The following is a 20,717-nucleotide window of genomic DNA, read 5'->3' on the forward strand; positions in this document are numbered from 1 at the left end:
GCCCAACTTCCTGTCCGAGACGCTGCCATTCAACATCCTGCGCATGATCCACACCAACGCGCTGATCGTGTGGCTGCTGCTCGGCTTCTTCGGCTCGGCCTATTATCTGATCCCGGAGGAGGCGGAGCGCGACATCGAGAGCCCGATGCTGGCCTATGTCCAGCTGGCGATCCTGATGGTCGGCGCCCTTGCGGCGGTCATCGGCTACACCATGGGCATCCATGAAGGACGCGAGTTCCTGGAACAGCCGCTGTGGGTGAAGGTCGGCATCGTCATCGCAGCGCTGATCTTCCTCTACAACGTCTCGCTGACCGTGTTCCGCGGCCGTAAGACGGCGATCACCAACGTCCTGCTGCTGGGGCTGTGGGGTGTCGCCATCTTCTTCCTGTTCGCCTTCTACAACCCGGCCAACCTGGCGCTGGACAAGATGTACTGGTGGTACGTCGTCCATCTGTGGGTGGAGGGCGTGTGGGAATTGGTGATGGCGTCGATCCTGGCCTTCCTGGTCATCAAGATGACCGGCGTCGACCGCGAGGTGGTGGAGAAGTGGCTCTACGCCATCGTCGGTCTCGCCCTGTTCTCCGGCCTGCTCGGCACCGGGCACCATTACTACTGGATCGGCGCCCCGGGCTATTGGCAGTGGATCGGTTCGCTGTTCTCCACGCTCGAGGTGGCGCCCTTCTTCGTCATGGTCCTCTTCGCCTTCACCATGGCCTGGAAGGGGCGGCGCGACCACCCGAACAGGGCGGCCTTCCTGTGGACGCTCGGCACGCCGGTCTTCGCCTTCTTCGGAGCGGGCGTGTGGGGCTTCCTGCACACGCTGTCCTTCGTGAACTACTACAGCCACGGCACCCAGGTCACCGCAGCGCACGGGCATCTCGCCTTCTTCGGCGCCTATGTGATGCTGAACCTGTCGATCATTACCTACGCCATGCCGGGTTTGCGCGGCCGCGCGCCCTACAACCAGGTGCTCAATATGTGGAGCTTCTGGATCATGACCTCGGCCATGGCCTTCATGACCTTCACCCTGACCTTCGGCGGCGTCGTGCAAATCCATCTGCAGCGCGTGCTGGGGATGACCTATATGGAGGTGCAGGAGCAGTTGGCCCTGTTCTACTGGATGCGTCTCGGTTCCGGCGTCTTCGTGGTTCTGTCGGTTCTGCTGTTCGTCTATTCCGTCTTCGGACCGGCCCGCGAGCAGTTGCCCGCGCGCAGCCGGCCCAGCGTCGCTCCGGCGGAATGATGGGCGGGGATGCATCGGGAGACGGGGTGGCGGACTCCGCCATCCCCTTCTACGCCCCGACCGGCAACGAGGTGGCGCTGTTCGAACATGCCCACCGCAACCGGCTGCCGCTGCTGCTGAAGGGGCCGACCGGCTGCGGCAAGACGCGCTTCGTCGCGCATATGGCGGCGCGGCTGGGGCGTCCGCTCCACACCGTGTCCTGCCACGACGATCTGACTGCCGCCGACCTGACCGGGCGCTACCTGCTGAAGGGCGGCGACACCGTCTGGACCGACGGCCCGCTGACCCGGGCGGTGCGTGAGGGCGCCATCTGCTATCTGGACGAGGTGGTGGAGGCGCGCAAGGACGTAACCGTCGTGCTGCACCCGCTGACCGACGACCGCCGCCTGCTTCCGCTGGAACGCACCGGCGAGCTTCTGGAGGCCCCGCCGGACTTCATGCTGGTCGTGTCCTATAACCCCGGATACCAGAACATCCTGAAGTCGCTGAAGCCCAGCACCCGCCAGCGCTTCATCGCCATCGAGTTCGGCTTTCCGGCTCCGGAGGCGGAGACCGCCATCGTCGCCCGCGAGAGCGGGCTTGCCGCAGAGCGGGTGGCGCCGCTGGTTCGGTTGGGCAACGCCCTGCGCGCGCTCAAGGGACAGGATCTGGAGGAAGGCGTCTCGACCCGGCTGCTGGTCTATTGCGCCAGCCTGATCCGGGACGGCATGGCGCGCGACGAGGCGGTGCTGGCCGCCATGGTCGAGCCGCTAACCGACGACCCGGAGGTCAAGAAGGCGCTGCTGCGGGTGGCCGAACTCACGCTGGGGTGACGCATGGCATCCATCTGGGAACCGGAGGAGTTCGTCGGCGCGCTGTGGCACCGCCTTGTCGGCAATGCCGTGTCGTACCCACGCCATCCGCAGGCGGCGGTCGGCCTGGACGACATGCGGACGCGGCTGGGCGTGCTGTTCCGGGCGCTGGGCGGGCCGGGCGCCGTCCGCATCGCCGCGACCGCCGCGGAGTCCTCCGGCCACCGGCTGGGCTTGAAGCAGTGGCTGGGCCTGGGAACCGAAAAGCTCGACCGCGCCCGCTATGACGGCGCCACCCTCCAGCTTCCCGACCGCCTCGACGTCTTTCCGGTGCGCGAGGACAATGCCGGGCTCTACGAGTGGCTCGCCGCCTTCTTCGTCCATGCCGAGCCGCCGCCGATGCTTCCCCCCGATCTGCTGCAGGCCGATCTGGCCCGCCTGCGCGCGGCAAGGGTGGCGACCGACCGTGCGCTTGCGGCATGGCCGGGACTGCGCGCGCTGCATGAGCGGCTTTGCCGGGCGATGCGCGCCGCAAGGCCGCGGCGGCGCCTGCCCGTGCAGGAGGCCGCGGTGGAGAGCGTGGTCCTCGCTCTGCTCGGTGCGGAACAGCCGCCCTCTGCTGCCATGTTCGCCGCTGTGACCGATGGCACCGTGCCGCTCGATGCGTTCCGGGCGGATCCCGGCTATCGGCCGTTCCTGCCCGTGCCGCTTTGGGGCGAGGTGTCCGAGGCCATCGGAACGGGCGTGGCGGCGGACGGCGACGAGGAGGGCGGCGGCGGTGCGGAGGGGGACGGCAAGCGCCGCAAGGCCAAGCGCCGCGACACCGATCAGACCCGGCGCGACGACCCGCTGATGCTGAACCGCTTCGAAAAGATCCTGGGGCTGGCGGAGATGGTGAACCTCAACCGCAAGGTCGAGGACGACGACGAGGAGAACGCGCGCAAAGCGGCCGAGGACATGGACGAGATCACGGTGGGGCAGCATGAGCGCAAGGCCTCGACCAAGCTGAAGCTCGACCTCGATCTTGCCGCCGAGGAGGTCTATGCGGCGCCGCTTCGGGCCGAGATCACCTATCCCGAATGGGACTGGAAGCGCCGCCGCTATCTTCCCGACCATTGCCGCGTGATCGCCGAGCCCGCCGCGCTGGAAGGCGAGGAGTGGCGTCCCGACGACGATGCGATCCGCCGCATCCGTCTGGTGCGCCGCCAGTTCGAGGCCATGAGGCCGCGCCGCCAGCTGATGACCGGCCAGCCCGATGGCGACGACCTCGACCTTTCGGCGCTGGTGCGCTCCGTCGCCGACCGGCGGGCGGGCGGTTACGGCTCGGAGCGGGTCTACAGCGCGGTGCGCACCGTCGCCCGCGACCTGTCGATCTGCGTGCTGGTCGACGTCTCCCTATCCACCGACAGCTATGTCGAGGAGCGGCGCGTGCTCGACGTGGAAAAGGAGGCGCTGTTGGCGCTGACGCACGGGCTGGCCGCCTGTGGCGACGAGCACGCCATCCTCACCTTCACCTCGCATCGCCGGCACCATGTGGACGTGCGCACGGTGAAGGATTTCGAGGAGCGGCTGGACGCCCGCGTCCTGCGCCGGATACAGGCGCTCAAGCCCGGCAGCTACACCCGGATGGGGGCCGCGCTGCGCCACGCCACCTTCCGCCTGAAGGACCGTCCGCACACCCACCGGCTGCTGCTGGTGCTGACCGACGGCAAGCCCAACGATACCGACCATTACGAGGGGCGCTATGCCATCGAGGACACGCGCGTGGCGGTGCAGGAGGCGCGCCGCGCCGGATTGCGGCTGTTCGGCATCACGGTGGACGAGCAGGGGCGCGACTATCTCCCCTACATCTTCGGCACCGGCGCCTACGCCATCTTCCCGCATGTCGCGCGCCTGCCGGCGGCATTGCCGGCCATCTACCGCCAATTGACCTGCTGAGTGTTCACGGGAACAGGAGCCATCATGCCTAGGATCCTCCGCGCCGCCATTCTTGGAACCGTGTTGGGAACCATCCTGGTGTCCAGCTCGGCCTGGGCACAGGCCAACCTCCGGCCCGACCCGACGCCGCGCCTGCCGCCGCAGCCGGGGCAATCGCTGCCGCTGGAGGACGCGCTGTTCCTCAGGCAAGCCGCGGCGGCCAGCGAGGGGCAGGCCGAACTCGGGCGGCTCGCGGCGGAGAAGGGGCCGGACGACGCGTTCAAGGCCATGGCTAGGGAGATCGCGCAAACCCACACGAAACTCGACGAGGGTCTGAAACGCCTGTCCTCCGCCCGCACCCTGCCGCCGGCCGATCAGGTGACTCCGCAGCGCGCCGACCGGTTCGGAGCGGCAGGGGCGGTGACCAACCCGGCGAACACGCAAGAAGGGATGGCGCAGGAGGCGGCGAAATCCCTGTCGGCGACCAGCGGGGAAGGATTCGCCAAAGGCTATCTGGAAGCACAGCTGCGCATCCACGACCGCATCGTCGACCTGTACCAGACCGAAGCGTCGCACACGCCCGACCGGGAGCTCGCCACCTTCGCCATCACCAATCTGGTGTCGATCCAGAAGAACCGCGACGCTCTGCGGCAGATGGCCGGGCGGTTCGGGATCAGCGCCCCGGCCGAGGGGCAGGCCATCCAGTACGGCGACCCGACCAAGGCGCGCTGAAACGGGGGGTGGTCAGCCGATGCGGCGCAGCAGGTCGATCCGCAGCGGCTCGCCCAGCAGCGTGTCGAACCGCGCGGCGAGGCCGGTGAAGGCGGCCCCTGCAGCATGGGCGTCGAGTGCCGCCTGATCCTGCCACACCTCGTACATCACGATGGTGCCGGGGCGCTCGCGGCTGACATGGGCGGAGTAGGCGAGGCAGCCCGGCTCCTTCAGCACGGTCGGGACGATGGCTGTGATGGCATCGGCCAGCGCCTGCTCCTGTCCGGGCTTGGCGACGAGATAGGCGACGAGCTGCACCTGATCGTTGGGCGGAACGGTCATTCTGGAGTTTTCCTTCTGGACGGAGTTGGCCGGGGCCGGTGCGGTCGCCGGCCATATCTGTGTTGCGGCCAGGATTAAAGCGCATCCCGCCGCGGAACCGAAAATTCATTGTTCCGATCCCAGCCAGAAAGAAACCTGATCGTTCGTACAGGTTCGGGAAAAGGCGGACGCCGGTCTTGAACGGGAAGGGAGCGACATCCATTTACCATCCAGTTGGATGGTGAAGGGATGGTCGGCTATGAGCGACACGGCCCGCGACCTGCGGCCCAAGGCAGGCGACAGCGAGAAGATCACGATCAATCTCGGCTATGTCGACCTGGGCCATATCGATCTGCTGGTCGATGAAGGATTCTATTCGAACCGCACCGACTTCATCCGCACGGCCATCCGCAATCAGGTCGACCGGCATGCCGAGGTCGTCCGCCAGACCGTGACGCGCAAGAGCGTCGACCTCGGCCTGCGCCATTTCAGCCGTGCCGACCTGGAAGCCGCGCAGGCCGAAGGGAGGATGCTGGACATCCGCGTCCTCGGGCTCGCCACCATCGCCCAGGACGTTTCCGCCGACCTCGCCCGCGCCACCATCGCCTCGCTGACCGTGCTGGGCGCGCTGCATGCGCCGGCCGCCGTCAAGGCGGCGCTCGCCGACCGCATCCGCTGACGCGGCGGGCACAATTCCCGAACCCGGAAAGAAACCCATATGCCCAACTCACGCCCCACCGGCTTCCTGCCCGGCATGGATGAGGTCGCCCGCCTGACCCGTGCCGGCCGGCTTGCCGAGGCGACCGGCCTCGTCCAGCGCCTGCTGCGGGGGTCGGGCGAACCCGGCCCCACGGCCGCACCCGACCCTTCAGTCATCGAGGGCGAGTTCACGCGGCTCGATCCCGCATCCCCAGCCGGCAAGGCGCCGGGAGGCAAGCCCGGCCATGCGGCGAGAACCGGCCTGGGCGAGACCCTGCGCGGCCTTGCCGCCCGCCTGCGGCCGACCGGGCTTCACGGCACGGGAACGGGTGCGCCCCGCCCCGCTGCCGACCCGCTGCCCGATGGCGCGTCCTTCGTGACGGCGTCCTACAGCGGGGCATCGGGGACCCGCGCCTACAAGCTCTATGTGCCGGCCAACCGCGGCGAGGGGCCGCGTCCGCTGGTGGTGATGCTGCATGGCTGCACCCAGTCGCCCGACGATTTCGCCGCCGGCACCCGGATGAACGCCTTCGCCGAGCGGCATGGCGTGTTCGTCGCCTATCCGGAGCAACCGGCCTCGGCCAACCCCCAGCGCTGCTGGAACTGGTTCAAGCCGGAGGACCAGCGCCGCGACCGTGGGGAGCCCGACCTGCTGGCCGGCATCACCCGCCGGATCATGCGCGAGCATCCCATCGACCCCACCCGCGTCTACATCGCCGGGCTGTCGGCCGGCGGCGCCGCGGCGGCGATCATGGCGGCGGCCTATCCCGATCTCTATGCCGCGGTCGGCGTGCATTCCGGCCTGCCGGCCGGTGCGGCCGGCGATCTTCCGTCCGCCCTCGCCGCCATGCGCCAGGGTGGCCGGCCGGCGCCGACTGCCGCGCGGACCGGCCGCAAGGTGCCCACCATCATCTTCCACGGCGACCGCGACACGGTGGTGAATCCGCAAAACGGCGATCAGGTCGCGGTCCAGACGACCGCCGCCGTCACCAGCCTGCGCACCGAAACGCAGAACGGCGAAGCCCCCGGTCGGCGCACCTACAGCCGGACCCTGTATACCGATGCAACCGGCCGGGTGCTGTGCGAGCAGTGGACCATCCATGGCGCCGGACATGCCTGGGCGGGCGGAAGCCCTGCCGGATCCTACACCGACCCGCAGGGACCGGATGCCACGGCAGAGATGATGCGCTTCTTCCTGGAGCATCCCCTGTCGGCGACGCCGGGCTGACGATCAGGACGAAGCCGGCGGTTCCGGCAATCCGACGTCCAGTCCTGCGACGATCTGCCGGAACCAGACCAGCGGCGGGTAGCTGGCGGTCGAGCCATGCCAGTACATCCGTGCCGTGAAGCCCGGCATCGGAAAGGGCAGGGCGGTGACCGTCAGTCCGAGCTGGGCTTTCGCAGCCTCCGCAACCCGGCGGCCGATGACCAGCACGAGGTCGCTGTCGGCGACGAGTTGCGGGGCCAGCAGGAAATGCGCGACGGTGAGCGCGACCCGCCGCTTCAGCCCCATCCGCGACAGGCAGTCGTCGACGACGCCCGCACCGTCGCCAGTCTGCGAGACCAGCAGCGCGGGAAAGCCGGCGAACCGTTCCGCCGTCGGCGGTCCGTCGTGATAGGGGTGGCCGGGGCGGGTCACCATGACGAACCCCTCGTCGAAGAGCGGGCGGTTCAGCACCTCCGCCGCGCCCTCTCCCGCGACGGCCAGCGACAGGTCCACCGCACCGTCCTTCAGCAGCGAGATGGCGGATCTGCGGTCCGCGGCGATCACCCGCAGATCGATGCCCGGTGCCGAGCGGGACAGTGCCGCCATCAGCGGCGGCAACAGGACCGCCGCCAGGTAATCGCTGGCGGCCACGCGGATCTCCATTTCCGCACCCACCGGGTCGAAGGCGATGGAGTCCTGGAAGGTCGCGGTCAGCGCCGCCAGCGCCTGCGCGGCATGCACCCGGATCTCCTCCGCCCGCGGGCTGAGGCGGTATCCCCGCCCCTCCCGCACCAGCAGCGGATCACCAAAGATCTCGCGGAGCCGCGCCAGCGCGCTGCTCGTCGCCGGCTGGCTGCGTCCGATGCGAAGTGCCGCGCGCGAAACGCTGCGCTCTTCCAGCAGCGCCGCCAACGCGATCACGAGGTTCAGGTCGATCGACCTTATATTCATGGCATGGATACTCTACATACCAACTACCGCTTGGACAGATAGCTGCGTCCGGCCGCACTGTCCACCGTGTTCGGCGCGACGCCGACCTTGCAGGAGGACCCCATCCATGAGCACGGCTCACAGCACCAAGCATTCCGCCATCGTCGTCGGCACCGGTCCGGGCCTGGGCTTCGCGCTCGCCCGGCAGTTCGGACGTGAACTCGGGGAGGTCGCGCTGATCGCCCGTTCGGCCGACCGGCTCGCCCCTCTCGTCCGCGAATTGCAGGAACTGGGCATCACCGCCCACGCCCTGACGGCCGACGCTGCGGACCTCGACGGACTGCGCGGCACCATCGAACAGGCGGTGGCGGTCATGTCTCCGCTGAAGGCGCTGATCTACAACGCCGCCGCCATCCAGCCGGCGCGGCCCATGGCTTTGGACCCGAAGACCCTTGCTGCCGAGCTGGTCGTCGACGTCGCCGCTCCGCTGGCCGCGGCACAGGCGGCCGCGCCGGCCCTGGAGGCCAACGGCGGCGGCAGCGTGCTGTTCACCGGCGGCGGATTCGCCCTCTATCCCTATCCGGAGATGGCCGCGCTCAGCGCCGGCAAGGCGGCTTTGCGCAACCTCACGGCAACGCTCGCCCAGGACCTGGCGCCGAAGAAGATCGACGTCGCCATCGTCACGATCTGCGGCTATCTGGCCGAGGAAGGCCGCTTCGCTCCCGACACTGTCGCGCAGGCTTATTGGGACCGGCACGCCGCCCCTGCGGATGCCGAACGCCCGTTCGAACTGACCTACGCGTGACCGTTCCGGTGACGGGCCGCGCGTGTGTCCCGTCACCGGAACTTGCCCATCGCCGGAACTTGCCCGTCATCGGAACTTGCCCGTCATCGGAACTTGAAGGGCAGCCGGATGCCCATCGCGGCGGTGTTGAAGCCGGCGGACATGAAGGCGTTGTTCATGTACTCCATCCCCTTCAGCCGGTTGATGACGTAGCAGTCCTTCCTGTCCAGTTGGTTCAGCGTCCAGCCGCTGAACCATGGCTGCACGGTGCCCAGCGCGGTGGCCACCGGTTCCACAAGGGTGTCGAACATGTTCGGGGCGGGGGTGTTGCCCAGCGCCGCACTGAGTGTGGCGCTTCTCTTGGCCCACCAGCTCTTGCGCCCGATGTAGTAGGCGGATGCGGTGGCGATGTTGGCGGCCGATGTCTTGGTCGAGTTGCTGACGCCGTCCGATTCCAGGTTCATCGGCCCCCAATGGCCGTCGCCTTTCGTCGAGTTCTGGTCGATCAGCCATTCATGCATGACCTTCACCTTGGCCTTCGACGGCGACTGCTTGAACTGCTCCAGGCAGGTCAGGAACACCGCTTCGGCCGCACCGCCACTGACCGCCGCCCACATCATCACCATGGGGCGCTCGTTCAGGCTGAGCTTGGCGTCCACAAGCCTTTTGAAGTCGTAAGCCACGGGTCTCACCTCGGATCGGCTGGTCGGTTGGAGTAATACGCTAGCGTGGCAATGGAGGGCGGGCCATGACCGGGCGTCCAAATTTCCTTGACCATGCATCCGCGCTCAGGCGCGCAGCCGGCGCAGCCAGTCCGGAAACTCGCCGCCGATGCCGCCCGCCGCGCCGATTGAGGTGGCATCCTTCACCGGCCCGGCCGATGCTCCGGCCCGCATCTCCGACGGCGAGCAGCCGAAGGCGCGGCGGAAGGCCCGGCTGAAATGCGCCTCGCTGGTGAAGCCGTAGGCGAAGGCGATTTCCCCGATGCGCCGCCGCTCGCCGGGGTCGCACAGATGCTCGCGCACGCGCAGCAGCCGGCGCTCCTGAATGTAGCGGTTGACGCCACGGTGGGGCTCGAACAGCGTATAAAGCGCCGAGCGCGACAGGCCGAGCGCCATGCACAGCCGGTCCGGCGACAGATCCGGGTTCGTCAGGTTGGCGTCGATGTAGCGCCGCGCCTGCATGATCAGCGTCGCGGCGACCTGCGGCCTTGCCTGCACCAGCGCATCGTGGCTGGGCGCCAGACAGGCCGTGACCATGTCGCGGATGACGCGCACGACCTGCGGCGCCTCCTCCACCGTCGCCGCCGGCACCGCCTGGGCCAGGGACCGCATGTGGTCGGCCAGCAACCGCCCCATGATGCCGCCGAGGCGCGCCCCATGCAGCGCGTCCGCCCGCGGCAGCATGCCGGTCATGACATCGCGGGGAACGATGATGCAGGCGCCGTCCAGCCGCATCGGCGGCAACGCCAGCGGTTGGCCCATGTCCTTGACCAGAATTTCATCCGATGCGTTTCCGGCAGCGCCGGACCGGTCCAGGCGGATGATGAAATGGTCCATGTGGTCCGACCGGATTTTCGCCGGAGACCGGTGGTAGGCCAGCGCATCGACATCCATGGTGCCGACGATGAGCGGCCCCAGATGGGCGCTGGTGGCCGTGCCGCTGAACCGCCGGCACGCATCCTCTTCGAGCGGGGCGATCTCGTAGACCGACGTCATGGCATCGCGCCATGCGCCGAAACGCTCGCGTTCCGGAAGGAAGCCGGTGGAAAAGCGCCGGAACGGAACGGTCTGCGTGGCCACGAAGGAAACCCGCAAAATTGCTTAGTGTACAACTTTCTTTCAGATAGGCGCGTTTGGGTCAATAGGTTGGTGGAGGCCCGCCGCTGCCCATTTTCCGCTGGACAGTCTCGGGTCGGCGGAGATATCCAAGCTCATAGATTATTGGGACAACTAACAAATTTTGGGCGACGGCGGGTTGTGGGCGGCGTGCCGTGGATGTGCTGCCGCCTTCCGGCCTGAAGGAGCAGGCAGAGCGATGACGGATTTCCAAGCGACACGCGCCCGCTTCCGCATTCCCGACGGCGTGATCTATCTGGACGGCAACTCGCTGGGACCGCTGTCGGTCGGCGCGGAAGAGCGGGTGGCCCGCACCCTGACCGCGGAATGGGGCGGCCAGTTGATCCGCGGCTGGAACAGCGCCGGCTGGATGGTGCAGCCGCGCGTCGTCGGCGACCGCATCGCCCGGCTGATCGGCGCGCCGGCCGGCAGCGTGGTGGTGGGCGACACCCTGTCGATCAAGGTCTATCAGGCGTTGGCCGCGGCCCTGGCGATGCGGCCGGACCGCCGTGTCATCCTGTCCGACAGCGGCAACTTCCCGACCGACCTCTACATGGCGGAGGGGCTGATCGAGACGCTCGGCCGCGGCCATGTCCTGAAGGTGGTGGCGCCGGAGGAGGTGGAAGGGGCGATCGGCGAGGATGTCGCCGTGCTGATGCTGACGGAGGTCGATTACCGGACCGGCCGCCTGCACGACATGGCGGCGCTGACCGCCAGGGCCCATGCGGCCGGCGTGGTGACGGTGTGGGATCTCGCCCATTCCGCCGGGGCGCTGCCGGTCGATCTGGCCGGTACGGGCGCGGATTTCGCGGTCGGCTGCACGTACAAGTATCTGAATGGCGGACCGGGCGCGCCGGCCTTCATCTATGTCGCCCCGCGCCATGCGCAGACGGCGCGGCCGGCCCTGTCCGGCTGGATGGGGCATGAGGCGCCATTCGCCTTCGACCCGTCCTACCGCCCCGGCGAGGGGGTGGAGCGGATGCGCGTCGGCACCCCGCCGGTGATCGCGCTCGCCGCTCTCGACGCCGCGCTGGATGTCTGGGACGGGGTGGAGATGGCCGAAATCCGCCGCACCTCCATCGCGCTCTGCGACCTGTTCATCGAACTGGTGGAGGCGCAGTGCCCGGCGCTGGAACTGGCCTCACCGCGCGACGGCACGCGGCGCGGCAGCCAGGTGTCCTTCCGCCATCCCCACGGCTACGCCATCATGCAGGCGCTGATCGACCGCGGCGTGATCGGCGATTTCCGCGCGCCCGACATCCTGCGCTTCGGCTTCACCCCGCTCTACATCGGCGAGGCGGAGGTGCGCGGTGCCGTCGCCGTGCTGAAACAGGTGATGGACGGCGGGCTTTGGGACCGGCCCGAGTACCACAGGAAGGCCGCCGTAACATGAGCAAGCGTGACATGAGTGGGCGCGACAAGAGCAAGCCTTACGATCCGGCGGCCGAGGGCGCCCAGATGGCCTTCGACGGGCGGATGTCCTACGGTGACTATCTGCAACTCGACCGCATATTGGGGGCGCAGATCCCGCGTTCCACCGCCCATGACGAGATGCTGTTCATCATCCAGCACCAGACGTCGGAGCTGTGGATGCGGCTGGCGGTCTACGAGATCCGCGCCGCGCGCGAGGCGATCTGCGAGGATCGGCTGTCGCCCGCCTTCAAGATGCTGGCCCGCGTCGCCCGCATCTTCGAACAGCTGAATTCCGCTTGGGACGTTCTGCGCACGATGACGCCCAGCGAATACACCCGCTTCCGCGACGATCTGGGCCAATCCTCCGGCTTCCAGTCCTACCAGTACCGGGAGATCGAATTCCTGCTGGGCAACCGCAACCCGGCGATGCTGCGCCCCCACGCTCACCGGCCGGAAATCCACGCCATGCTGGAACGGGAGCTGTCCCGCCCCAGCCTGTACGACGAGGCGCTGCGCCTGCTGGCCCGCAACGGTATCCCGGTTCCGGCCGAAGTGCTGGAACGCGACGTGACGCTGACCCACCAGCCCCATGACGGCGTGACGGAGGCGTGGCGGGTCATCTACCAGTCCCCCGAAGCGCATTGGCCGCTGTACGAGCTTGCCGAGAAACTGGTGGATTTCGAGGATTATTTCCGCCGCTGGCGCTTCAACCATGTGACGACGGTGGAGCGGGTGATCGGCTTCAAGCGCGGCACCGGCGGTACCGGCGGCGTGTCCTACCTGCGCAACATGCTGGCGGTGGAGCTGTTCCCGGAACTCTGGCGCGTGAGGACGGTGCTGTGAGCGGATTGCAGGCAATCACCGATTGGGACGGCGCCTACAGCAACAGCGCCTATATCCCCGGCGGCGACGCCTATCCGGCGCGCTGGGCGGAGCAGGCGGCGGCCTTCCGGGCAGAGCTTTCGGCAGCCGGCCGGGCGGAGTTGGACCTGCCCTATGGCGAGGGCGAACGGGACCGCTACGACCTGTTCCACCCCGATGCCGCAGCCAGGGGAACCGTCCTGTTCATCCATGGCGGCTATTGGATGGCCTTCGACAAGGGGCGCTGGTCGCATCTGGCGGCCGGCGCGCTCGCCCGCGGCTGGGCCCTCGCGATGCCCAGCTATACGCTCTGCCCCGAAAGCCGTATCGCCGGCATCACCCGGCAGGTCGCGCGTGCGGTGGAGGTCATCGCGCAAACCCAGCCGGGACCGTTGCGGCTGACCGGCCATTCCGCCGGCGGCCATCTGGTCAGCCGGCTTGCCTGTGCCGACGCGCCACTGTCGGCGGAGGTGCAGGGGCGGGTGGAGCATGTCGTCTCCATCAGTGGTCTGCATGACCTGCGGCCGCTGCTGAACACCCGCATGAATGGCACGTTGAATATGGACGAGGCGGAGGCAGTTGCGGAAAGCCCGGCCCTTCTGCGCCCGCGGCCGGGCACCCGCATCACCTGCTGGGCGGGTGCCGCCGAACGGCCGGAGTTCGTCCGGCAGACCGAACTGCTCGCCAACATCTGGCATGGGCTGGGGGCGGCGACCGAACTGCGGCTGGCCGCCGGGCGCCATCACTTCGACGTCATCGACGATCTGGCCGATCCGAAGTCAGATCTGTTGGCAACTTTGCTTGGGACTTGAAGCGGTGATCGGCTGATCCTCATCCCAACAACTCCTCCCCGCGCTGGCGGCGGGGACTGGCGGTCGGCTGGTACGCCTCATGGCGCGTATGAATCTGAAAGCTGCGGTCGCTGCCGACCAGCAGAAGCAGGCCGAGCGACGTGGCGACGATCCCGATGCAGAGCATGGCGGCATCTCCTGTCGTGATGGTATTCCTTGCCTGATTCTCCAGGAGAGTGGAGGGCAGGGGCGGGGTGGCCGCCCCCGATCCCCACGCTGTCAGGCTGCGAAGTCGGTCCCAGCCGAGCGGTCCCGCCAAGCGGCGATCTCGGCACGGCGCTGCTCGATCACGCCGTCGGCCATCGCGAGCGCATCGGAGCCGGCCAGGAAATGGCGGGGCGGTTCCGGCGTGTCGGCCAGTTCGACCATGGCGGCGGCCAGCTTCACCGGGTCGCCCGGCTGCTTGTGGCTGTAGCTGTCGTAAGTCGACCGCTGCTCGGCCGAGTGGGCGGCGTAATCGGCGATCTCCTTGGTGCCGTAGCGCACCGAACTTCCGTCGAGGAAATCGGTGCGGAAGAAGCCGGGTTCAACCACGGTGACGTGGATGCCGAAGGGCGCCACCTCCAGCGCCAGCGAGTCCGAGAAGCCCTCCACCGCGAACTTCGTCGAGCAATAGACCGAGGCACCGGCAAAGCCCAGGACCCCGCCGATGGAGGACAGGTTCAGGATGCGGCCCGACCGCTGCCGGCGCATCACCGGCAGAACGGCGCGGGTGACGTGGAACAGCCCGAACACGTTGGTGGTGAACTGCCGCTCGATGTCCGCCGCTTCGATCTCCTCGAACCGGCCAAGCTGGCCGAAGCCGGCATTGTTTACCAGCACGTCGATACGCCCGAAGCGGTCGACCGCCGCCTGCACCGCCGCAACCGCCTGTGCCTCGTCGGCGACGTCGAGCGCCACCGTCAGCACGCGGTCGCCATGGCCGGCATAGGCCGCCTGCAACTGGTCGAGCTTGCGGCCGGTGGCGACCACCCGGTCGCCGGCGGTCAGCGCCGCCTTCGCAATCTCCGCCCCGATGCCGCGCGCGCTGCCGGTGATGAACCAAACCTTGCTCATGTCCGTCTCCCATCTTCGCTGGAGGACCCGCAGTGCGCTGCGGTCCCGATGAAGAGAGGATAGGGGCGGGCGGTGCGCACCCGGTAGACCAGAGGTCCGACAGGATTGCCTGATCCTTCGGGGCCGGGAGAAATTCCTCAGGCCCGCGCCGCCTGACGGGCGCCGGCATCCTCGCCGGTCATGGAGGCGCGCAGGCGCGCGGCGTCGCGGATCGGCGGCAGTCCGAACAGGCGGGCATATTCGCGGCTGAACTGGGACGGGCTGCCGTAGCCCACGGCGAAGCCGGCGCTGGCGGCATCGGCCAGATTGGCCAGGATCAGCCGCCGCGCCTCCTGCAGGCGCAATTGCTTCTGGTACTGGAGGGGGCTGAGCGCCGTGACCTCCTTGAAATGCTGGTGGAAGGCCGACGGGCTCATGTTGGCCTTTGCCGCGACCGTCTCGATGCGCAGCGGCTCGCGGAAATTGTCCTTGATCCACTTCACGGCGCGGCCGATCTGCGCGGTTCGGCTCTCGCCCAGCGCGATCCGGTGCAGCAGGCTGCCCTGGTCGGCGGTCAGCAGCCGATAGAGCAGTTCGCGCTCCACCAGCGGCGCCAGAACCGGAATGGCGTCGGGCGTTTCCAGCAGCCGCGCCATCCGCGCCGCTGCGTCGATCATCTCCGGCGTGGCGAGGCTGGTCGTCAGGCCGAGCCCCTGGTCGGCTTGCGGCGCCGCCTTCAATCCCGCTTCCAGGATCAGGCCGCTCAGCAGCGCCGGGTCCAGCGTCAGGCGCAGGCACAGATATGGGGCCTTCGCCGTCGCCTGCGTCACTTGCCCGATCACCGGCAGGTCGAGCGACACGGCGAGATACTGGCCAGCGCGGTAATCCAGGATCCGGTCGCCGGCGATGCTGCGCTTCGCCCCGCGCGCGACGATGCACACGGACGGCTCATAAACGGTGTGGAGCTGTTCGGTCGGGCTGCCGGCGCGGACCACCGCCAGCCGGGGGATTTGCGTTTCATGGACCCCGTCCCCCAGATCGGAGGTCACGCGGTCCAGGATCAGCGAGAATTCGGTCTCCTTGAAATTGGATGGCAGGAACATGGATGGCAGGCTCCCATTCCGGATCAGTCCGCAGCCAGCCATCCTAGCGTCCGGATGCCGATGCTCACAGATGTCCAAGAGGATCGTGCAAGCATCGGCGAGGAATGGGCCGAACTTTCAGCGCAGGAACGGCTTTCCCATCGGCAGCACGTCGCGGCCGAAGACGTCGAGGAAGACGGCATGCGCCATGCCGTACAGCGCCAGGCCGGCGCAGACCATCAACTCGTAGCCGGCGATCACCGTGAAGACATGATCGGCGAAATGGGCCAGATCCAGCAGGACGAAGCCGGCCAGCAGCGTGATGAAGATCAGGCCCAGCACCCGGCTGATCCGCATGGCACCGATGGTCATGATCGCGGTGTAGAGCGTCCAGGCGACCAGAAACCAGCCGATGTCCGTCTCGCTGACGGTGAACAGGCCCGTCTTGTTGCCGATCAGGATCAGGCACAGCGAGATCCAGAAACAGCCGTAGGAGGTGAAGGCGCTGTAGCCGAAATTGTTGCCCGCCTTCATCTCCTGCAGGCCGGCGATCATCTGCGCTACCCCGCCGAAGATCAGGCCGAGCCAGACCACCGGGCCGATGTCGACCCAGCCGACATTGTGGAACTGCAGAAGCAGGGTCGACAGCCCGAAGCCGGCAAGCCCGACGACGGCCGGGTTGCCGTGCTTGAGCGGGGCGTGGGAAACGGTCTGACCGGCTTCGGCAGGCGAAGCCGGTTTCGCGACGAGAACGGATACTGACATTCTGGTTCCAGTCTCGCGGGCGGCAAACTTGAGCCCGCCCGCGGCAAAGATAAGGTGTTGGAGAAGGGCGGACACCGAACGCCCGCCTCCACCTTTAAGACCACGTTCCCGCGCGCCGATGAAGTGGTCATACCAGCGACATACCACCGCATCCGTATGCGTCAACCGGGCGGCGCCCGGTGGCCGGGGGCCGCCTTGTCGAAATCGATCCTCGGAACGTCAAGCTCTTCGACAAGCCACGTCACGAAGCAGCGGAAGGCGTGTTTCCGTTCGGCGCCCTTCGGCCAGACCATCCAATGCGCGACATGCCGCAGGCTTTGCGAGCGTCCCTCCAAGGGGGCCACCAACTGGCCGGTCTGCAGTTCGCGCTCCGCCAGACGCGTGGATTCCAGCACCACGCCGACCCCGTTCACCGCGGCGGCGATGGCCATGAAGCTGCGGTCGAAGCGCGGTCCCGCCGGGGTGGCTGCTATGGCGGAATTCGCGTCGAACCACATCGGCCATGTGACCCGGTTGTGGTCGCTGCGGACGAGCGGGACCGACAGGAGATCGTCGATGGCGGTGACCCGCGACGCGATGGCCGGCGCGCACAGTGGGCAGACCGTTTCCTGCCCCAGCGGGATCGCAACCACGTCGGTCTGGCGCGGCTCCCCATAGACGATGGAGAGGTCGTATTCCTCGGACGGGAACAGCGGGTAGTCCGGGCTGGCCGACAGCTTCAGCTCCACCGCCGGGAATAGGCCCAGGAAGCGGCCCAACCGCGGCGAGAGCCATTGCGCGGCGAAGGACGGCGCGCAATGGACCCTGATGCGCGCCGGCCCGGCGGTCGTGATCTCCTGCAAACCGCGCTGCAGCTGATCGAAACCGCGGGTCACGTGCTGGAAGAGCGTCCGTCCTTCCGGCGTCGGCGCGATCTTTCGCGGCGACCGCTGGAACAGCACCGTTCCCAGCATGCGCTCAAGCTCGCGGATCGCATGGCTGATCGCGGAGGGGGAGACCGCCAGTTCCTGAGCCGCCGCGGCAAAGCTGCCCAGGCGGCAGGCCGCCTCGAAGGCGCGGAGCTGGGTCAGCGGAAGACGGCCAGTCATAGGTGAATCCAATTCATGACCTGTTGCAAACGATGCGTTTGTCAGATGGTCCGGGGTGATGCAAGTCTTTCATCGCGCCGCAGCCATTCGAAAGAACCCGCCAAGGCACGCCTCCCTGGTTCAGCGCGCTACTGAGATCAAACAGCCGGATCGGGCGGAAAATCCGGCACTGCCTGAACGGAAGACCCGGCGACGGCATTCCTGTCCCGGCGAGCTCCGGCACGGCACCAGAGATGAGCCCTCCTCACGAACTCCTTCGCTCCCCGCCGCGCCGGGGATCGGCCCCTCGAACTGAAAAGGTCCCATGACAATGCAGCAGCGTTCGCTCCTCGACGGCAAGGTCGCCGTGATCTCCGGCGCCGCCTCTCTCCGCGGCATCGGCATGGCGACCGCAAGGATGTTCGCCGAGCATGGCGCCAAGATTGCCATCCTCGACCTGGACGGCAAGGCCGCGGCCGAGGCAGCGGCGCTGATCGGACCCGCGCATCGCGGCTACGCCTGCAACGTCACCGACCGGACCGCCTGCCAGGGTGCCGTGGAGCGTGTGATCGCCGATTTCGGGCAGATCGACATCCTCATCAACAACGCCGGCATCACCCAGCCGGCCAAGACCGTCGACATCGATCCGGAAAGCTGGGACCGCATTCTCGATGTCAACCTGCGCGGCGTGCTTTACCTGTCGCAGGCGGTGATCCCGCACATGCAGCGGCGCGGGCAGGGCTCCATCGCCTGCATGTCGTCGGTGTCGGCGCAGCGCGGCGGCGGCATTCTCGGCGGCCCGCATTATTCGGCGGCGAAGGCCGGCGTGCTCGGCCTCGCCAAGGCGATGGCGCGCGAACTGGGCAAGGACGGCATCCGCGTCAACTGCGTGACTCCCGGCCTGATCCAGACCGACATCAACGCCGGCAAGATCAGCGACGACAAGAAGGTGGAGATCCTCGCCGGCATCCCGCTGAACCGGCTGGGCAACGTCCAGGACGTGGCCGGCGCCTTTCTGTTCCTGGCCTCCGACCTGTCCGGCTACATCACCGGCGCCGTCATCGACGTCAATGGCGGCATGCTGATCCACGGCTGACCGCGCGGCTCCCGTCCTTTCCGATTTCCGACCATTCCTTCAATGACCGCCGCCCCCGAAGGGGATTGCGGTGAGGAGACCTTCGCCATGCCCCCCGCTGCCATCGATCCCCGCCTGATGGCGAATGCGATCCGCTTCCTGTCCATCGATGCCATCGAGCGCGCCACCGAAGGACACCAGGGCGTGCCGCTGGGCATGGCGGAGATCGCCACGGCCCTGTTCACCCGGCATTTCAAATGCAACCCGGCCGATCCGCGCTGGCCGGACCGCGACCGCTTCGTCCTGTCGAACGGTCACGGGTCGATGCTGCTCTATTCCCTGCTGCACCTGCTGGGCTACGAGCGCATCTCGCTCGACCAGATCAGGAATTTCCGCGAACTCGGATCGCATTGCGCCGGCCATCCCGAATACAACCCCGACGCGGGCATCGAGGTCACCACCGGCCCGCTCGGCCAGGGCATCGCCAACGCCTTCGGCATGGCGGTCGCCGAAGCTTATCTGAATGCCAAATACGGCCCCGCCCTGGTCGACCACCACACCTACGCCTTCGTCGGCGACGGCTGCCTGCAGGAAGGCGTCGGGCAGGAAGTCATCCAACTCGCCGGCCATCTGCGGCTGGGCAAGCTGATCTTCTTCTGGGACGACAACAGCATCACCGACGACGGCAGCACCGTGCTGTCGATCAGCGAGGATGTCGCCGCCCGCTTCCGCGTCGCCGGCTGGCATGTGCAGGAGGTCAACGGCCATGGTGTCGAGGCGGTGTCGGCGGCAATTGCGCTGGCCAGGAAGGACCCGCGCCCGTCGATGATCGCCTGCCGCACGGTGATCGCCCGCGGCATCCCGCGCCTGGAGGGCCAGCGCGGCGGCCACAGTGCCCGCCTGTTCAAGGAGGATCTGGAGGCGACGCGCGCCAATCTCGGCTGGCCGTACCCGTCCTTCACCGTGCCGGATGACGTGCTGTCGGCTTGGCGCGCCGCCGGTGCCCGCCATGGCGGGGAGTATGACGCGTGGCACCGCCGCGTCGCCGCACTGCCGGACAAGGAACGTGCGGAGTTCACACGCGTGATCGAGGGCCGGCTGCCCGACGGCTGGCGCGACGCGCTGCTCGCCTACAAGAAGCGCATGGCCGACGAACGGGTTGCCCAGCCGTCCATCCAGGCGTCCGGCGACATCACCACGCTGCTGGCGGACATCCTGCCGGAGATGATGATCGGCTGTGCCGACCTGGAGGCGCCGACCAACCACAAGCGCACGCGCACCTCCTTCACGTCCGAAGAACCGGCCGGCTCCTATGTCCATTGCGGCGTGCGCGAGCATGCGATGGGGGCGATGGTCAACGGCATGGCCGCGCATGGCGGCATCATCCCGGTCAGCGTCACCTATCTCGCCTTCTCCGATTATCAGCGGCCGACCTTGCGCATGGCGGCGCTGATGGGCCTGCCGGCGCTCTACGTGTTCAGCCACGATTCGCTGGCGGTCGGCAAGAACGGCCCGACCCACCAGCCGGTGGAGATCCTCGCCTCCTTCCGGGCCATGCCGAACATCCTGGTGATGCGCCCGGCCGACGCGGTCGAAGCCGCCGAATGCTGGGAAATCGCGCTGGAACACCGGACCGGCCCCAGCATGCTGGTCTGCTCCAAACAGGCGCTGCCCCCGACCGGCCGTGCTTACGGGGCTGAGAATCTGACGCGCCGCGGCGCCTATGTGCTGGCCGAGGCCGAGGGCGGCAAGCGTCTGGTCACGCTGATGGCCACCGGGTCGGAGGTGGCGCTGGCGCTCGAAGCCCGCAAGACCCTGCAGGCGGAGGGGATCCCCACCGCCGTAGTGTCGATGCCCTGCTGGGAACTGTTCGACCTGCAGGACGACGCCTACCGCGCCGAGGTGATCGGGTATGGCACGGTGCGCGTCGGCGTCGAGGCGGCGGTGCGGCTGGGCTGGGACAAATATGTCAGCGAGACCGGCGGCTTCATCGGCATGAGCGGCTTCGGCGCCTCCGGCCCGGTCGACGCCCTGTTCGAACGCTTCGGCATCACCCCGGCCCACATCGTGGCCGAGGTCAAGCGCCGGCTCTGACCGTACCGCCGCCCCCCCTTTCGTGACCAAGGA

General features: G+C 68.0%; 21 protein-coding genes. 12 read left to right on the forward strand and 9 right to left on the reverse strand.

Annotated elements, in window-relative coordinates; all coding sequences use genetic code 11:
* From VD964_RS22705 to VD964_RS22720, 4 genes are all read left to right on the forward strand, one after another.
* A partial coding sequence (locus VD964_RS22705) for a cbb3-type cytochrome c oxidase subunit I (RefSeq protein WP_324870773.1) occupies nt 1-1,243 on the forward strand: 1,243 nt, incomplete at its 5' end.
* A complete protein-coding gene (locus VD964_RS22710) occupies nt 1,243-2,055 on the forward strand; it encodes a CbbQ/NirQ/NorQ/GpvN family protein (RefSeq protein WP_414637242.1) in 813 nt (270 codons plus the stop codon). The genes VD964_RS22705 and VD964_RS22710, both read left to right, overlap by 1 nt.
* Before the next feature lie 3 nt (nt 2,056-2,058).
* Nucleotides 2,059-3,972 carry a nitric oxide reductase activation protein NorD gene (locus VD964_RS22715; protein ID WP_324870775.1) on the forward strand — a complete coding sequence of 638 codons (1,914 nt, stop codon included), beginning with the start codon at nt 2,059-2,061 and terminating at the stop codon, nt 3,970-3,972.
* A gap of 24 nt (nt 3,973-3,996) precedes the next feature.
* Nucleotides 3,997-4,683: a DUF4142 domain-containing protein gene (locus tag VD964_RS22720; RefSeq protein WP_324870776.1), complete on the forward strand. Its 687-nt coding sequence runs from the start codon at nt 3,997-3,999 to the stop codon at nt 4,681-4,683.
* Nucleotides 4,684-4,695: 12 nt separating this feature from the next.
* Here the strand turns inward: VD964_RS22720 and VD964_RS22725 are convergent, their stop codons facing one another.
* Nucleotides 4,696-5,004, reverse strand: a complete 309-nt coding sequence (locus tag VD964_RS22725; RefSeq protein ID WP_324870777.1) for a putative quinol monooxygenase — start codon at nt 5,002-5,004, stop codon at nt 4,696-4,698.
* Nucleotides 5,005-5,242: 238 nt separating this feature from the next.
* Between VD964_RS22725 and VD964_RS22730 the strand changes: the two genes are divergently transcribed.
* Entirely contained in the window at nt 5,243-5,662 is a 420-nt protein-coding gene (locus VD964_RS22730; protein WP_324870778.1) for a CopG family transcriptional regulator, read from the forward strand.
* 39 nt (nt 5,663-5,701) lie between these two features.
* Nucleotides 5,702-6,910, forward strand: coding sequence for a PHB depolymerase family esterase (locus tag VD964_RS22735; RefSeq protein WP_324870779.1), 1,209 nt, complete (start codon nt 5,702-5,704; stop codon nt 6,908-6,910).
* A 3-nt stretch (nt 6,911-6,913) separates the two neighbouring features.
* On the opposite strand, the gene VD964_RS22740 is transcribed toward VD964_RS22735, so the two are convergent.
* Nucleotides 6,914-7,840: a LysR family transcriptional regulator gene (locus VD964_RS22740; protein WP_324870780.1), complete on the reverse strand. Its 927-nt coding sequence runs from the start codon at nt 7,838-7,840 to the stop codon at nt 6,914-6,916.
* Nucleotides 7,841-7,946: 106 nt separating this feature from the next.
* Between VD964_RS22740 and VD964_RS22745 the strand changes: the two genes are divergently transcribed.
* The gene (locus VD964_RS22745) at nt 7,947-8,624 is read left to right on the forward strand and encodes an SDR family NAD(P)-dependent oxidoreductase (protein ID WP_324870781.1); all 678 of its coding nucleotides are present in this window, start codon (nt 7,947-7,949) and stop codon (nt 8,622-8,624) included.
* Between the two features lie 83 nt (nt 8,625-8,707).
* Here VD964_RS22745 and VD964_RS22750 read toward each other — a convergent pair whose 3' ends face one another.
* Nucleotides 8,708-9,286, reverse strand: a complete 579-nt coding sequence (locus tag VD964_RS22750) for a hypothetical protein (protein ID WP_324870782.1) — start codon at nt 9,284-9,286, stop codon at nt 8,708-8,710.
* A gap of 105 nt (nt 9,287-9,391) precedes the next feature.
* The gene (locus tag VD964_RS22755) at nt 9,392-10,405 is read right to left on the reverse strand and encodes a helix-turn-helix domain-containing protein (RefSeq protein ID WP_324870783.1); all 1,014 of its coding nucleotides are present in this window, start codon (nt 10,403-10,405) and stop codon (nt 9,392-9,394) included.
* 235 nt (nt 10,406-10,640) lie between these two features.
* Between VD964_RS22755 and kynU the strand changes: the two genes are divergently transcribed.
* The 3 genes from kynU to VD964_RS22770 are packed head-to-tail and all read left to right on the forward strand — an operon-like array spanning nt 10,641 to nt 13,527.
* Nucleotides 10,641-11,834 carry a kynureninase gene (gene kynU, locus VD964_RS22760; RefSeq protein WP_324870784.1) on the forward strand — a complete coding sequence of 398 codons (1,194 nt, stop codon included), beginning with the start codon at nt 10,641-10,643 and terminating at the stop codon, nt 11,832-11,834.
* Entirely contained in the window at nt 11,831-12,697 is an 867-nt protein-coding gene (kynA, locus tag VD964_RS22765) for a tryptophan 2,3-dioxygenase (RefSeq protein WP_324870785.1), read from the forward strand. Before kynU ends, kynA begins: the two co-directional genes overlap by 4 nt.
* Entirely contained in the window at nt 12,694-13,527 is an 834-nt protein-coding gene (locus VD964_RS22770) for an alpha/beta hydrolase (protein WP_324870786.1), read from the forward strand. Before kynA ends, VD964_RS22770 begins: the two co-directional genes overlap by 4 nt.
* Before the next feature lie 19 nt (nt 13,528-13,546).
* Here VD964_RS22770 and VD964_RS22775 read toward each other — a convergent pair whose 3' ends face one another.
* The 5 genes from VD964_RS22775 to VD964_RS22795 form a co-directional block, all read right to left on the reverse strand.
* Entirely contained in the window at nt 13,547-13,693 is a 147-nt protein-coding gene (locus tag VD964_RS22775) for a hypothetical protein (RefSeq protein ID WP_324870787.1), read from the reverse strand.
* A gap of 92 nt (nt 13,694-13,785) precedes the next feature.
* Nucleotides 13,786-14,622, reverse strand: coding sequence for an oxidoreductase (locus VD964_RS22780; RefSeq protein WP_324870788.1), 837 nt, complete (start codon nt 14,620-14,622; stop codon nt 13,786-13,788).
* A 137-nt stretch (nt 14,623-14,759) separates the two neighbouring features.
* Entirely contained in the window at nt 14,760-15,704 is a 945-nt protein-coding gene (locus VD964_RS22785; RefSeq protein WP_324870789.1) for an AraC family transcriptional regulator, read from the reverse strand.
* A gap of 117 nt (nt 15,705-15,821) precedes the next feature.
* Complete coding sequence (locus tag VD964_RS22790; protein ID WP_324870790.1) at nt 15,822-16,448, reverse strand: acetate uptake transporter; 627 nt, start codon at nt 16,446-16,448, stop codon at nt 15,822-15,824.
* 161 nt (nt 16,449-16,609) lie between these two features.
* A complete protein-coding gene (locus VD964_RS22795) occupies nt 16,610-17,536 on the reverse strand; it encodes a LysR substrate-binding domain-containing protein (protein WP_324870791.1) in 927 nt (308 codons plus the stop codon).
* 304 nt (nt 17,537-17,840) lie between these two features.
* On the opposite strand from VD964_RS22795, the gene VD964_RS22800 reads away from it, so the two are divergent.
* Complete coding sequence (locus tag VD964_RS22800; protein ID WP_414637239.1) at nt 17,841-18,611, forward strand: SDR family NAD(P)-dependent oxidoreductase; 771 nt, start codon at nt 17,841-17,843, stop codon at nt 18,609-18,611.
* 87 nt (nt 18,612-18,698) lie between these two features.
* A complete protein-coding gene (gene tkt / locus VD964_RS22805) occupies nt 18,699-20,684 on the forward strand; it encodes a transketolase (protein ID WP_324870792.1) in 1,986 nt (661 codons plus the stop codon).
* Nucleotides 20,685-20,717 lie beyond the last annotated feature (33 nt).

This window comes from Azospirillum sp. (genome assembly GCF_035628975.1).
Taxonomy (GTDB): domain Bacteria; phylum Pseudomonadota; class Alphaproteobacteria; order Azospirillales; family Azospirillaceae; genus Azospirillum.

Excerpts from the sequence above, each read along its gene's own strand:
- VD964_RS22745 (WP_324870781.1), top strand. The coding sequence starts at position 7,947 with ATGAGCACGGCTCACAGCACCAAGCATTCCGCCATCGTCGTCGGCACC.
- VD964_RS22780 (WP_324870788.1), bottom strand. The coding sequence starts at position 14,622 with ATGAGCAAGGTTTGGTTCATCACCGGCAGCGCGCGCGGCATCGGGGCG.
- VD964_RS22710 (WP_414637242.1), top strand. The coding sequence starts at position 1,243 with ATGGGCGGGGATGCATCGGGAGACGGGGTGGCGGACTCCGCCATCCCC.
- VD964_RS22735 (WP_324870779.1), top strand. The coding sequence starts at position 5,702 with ATGCCCAACTCACGCCCCACCGGCTTCCTGCCCGGCATGGATGAGGTC.
- VD964_RS22795 (WP_324870791.1), bottom strand. The coding sequence starts at position 17,536 with ATGACTGGCCGTCTTCCGCTGACCCAGCTCCGCGCCTTCGAGGCGGCC.
- tkt (WP_324870792.1), top strand. The coding sequence starts at position 18,699 with ATGCCCCCCGCTGCCATCGATCCCCGCCTGATGGCGAATGCGATCCGC.
- VD964_RS22785 (WP_324870789.1), bottom strand. The coding sequence starts at position 15,704 with ATGTTCCTGCCATCCAATTTCAAGGAGACCGAATTCTCGCTGATCCTG.
- kynA (WP_324870785.1), top strand. The coding sequence starts at position 11,831 with ATGAGCAAGCGTGACATGAGTGGGCGCGACAAGAGCAAGCCTTACGAT.
- kynU (WP_324870784.1), top strand. The coding sequence starts at position 10,641 with ATGACGGATTTCCAAGCGACACGCGCCCGCTTCCGCATTCCCGACGGC.
- VD964_RS22775 (WP_324870787.1), bottom strand. The coding sequence starts at position 13,693 with ATGCTCTGCATCGGGATCGTCGCCACGTCGCTCGGCCTGCTTCTGCTG.
- VD964_RS22730 (WP_324870778.1), top strand. The coding sequence starts at position 5,243 with ATGAGCGACACGGCCCGCGACCTGCGGCCCAAGGCAGGCGACAGCGAG.
- VD964_RS22725 (WP_324870777.1), bottom strand. The coding sequence starts at position 5,004 with ATGACCGTTCCGCCCAACGATCAGGTGCAGCTCGTCGCCTATCTCGTC.
- VD964_RS22715 (WP_324870775.1), top strand. The coding sequence starts at position 2,059 with ATGGCATCCATCTGGGAACCGGAGGAGTTCGTCGGCGCGCTGTGGCAC.
- VD964_RS22790 (WP_324870790.1), bottom strand. The coding sequence starts at position 16,448 with ATGTCAGTATCCGTTCTCGTCGCGAAACCGGCTTCGCCTGCCGAAGCC.
- VD964_RS22800 (WP_414637239.1), top strand. The coding sequence starts at position 17,841 with ATGACAATGCAGCAGCGTTCGCTCCTCGACGGCAAGGTCGCCGTGATC.
- VD964_RS22740 (WP_324870780.1), bottom strand. The coding sequence starts at position 7,840 with ATGAATATAAGGTCGATCGACCTGAACCTCGTGATCGCGTTGGCGGCG.
- VD964_RS22720 (WP_324870776.1), top strand. The coding sequence starts at position 3,997 with ATGCCTAGGATCCTCCGCGCCGCCATTCTTGGAACCGTGTTGGGAACC.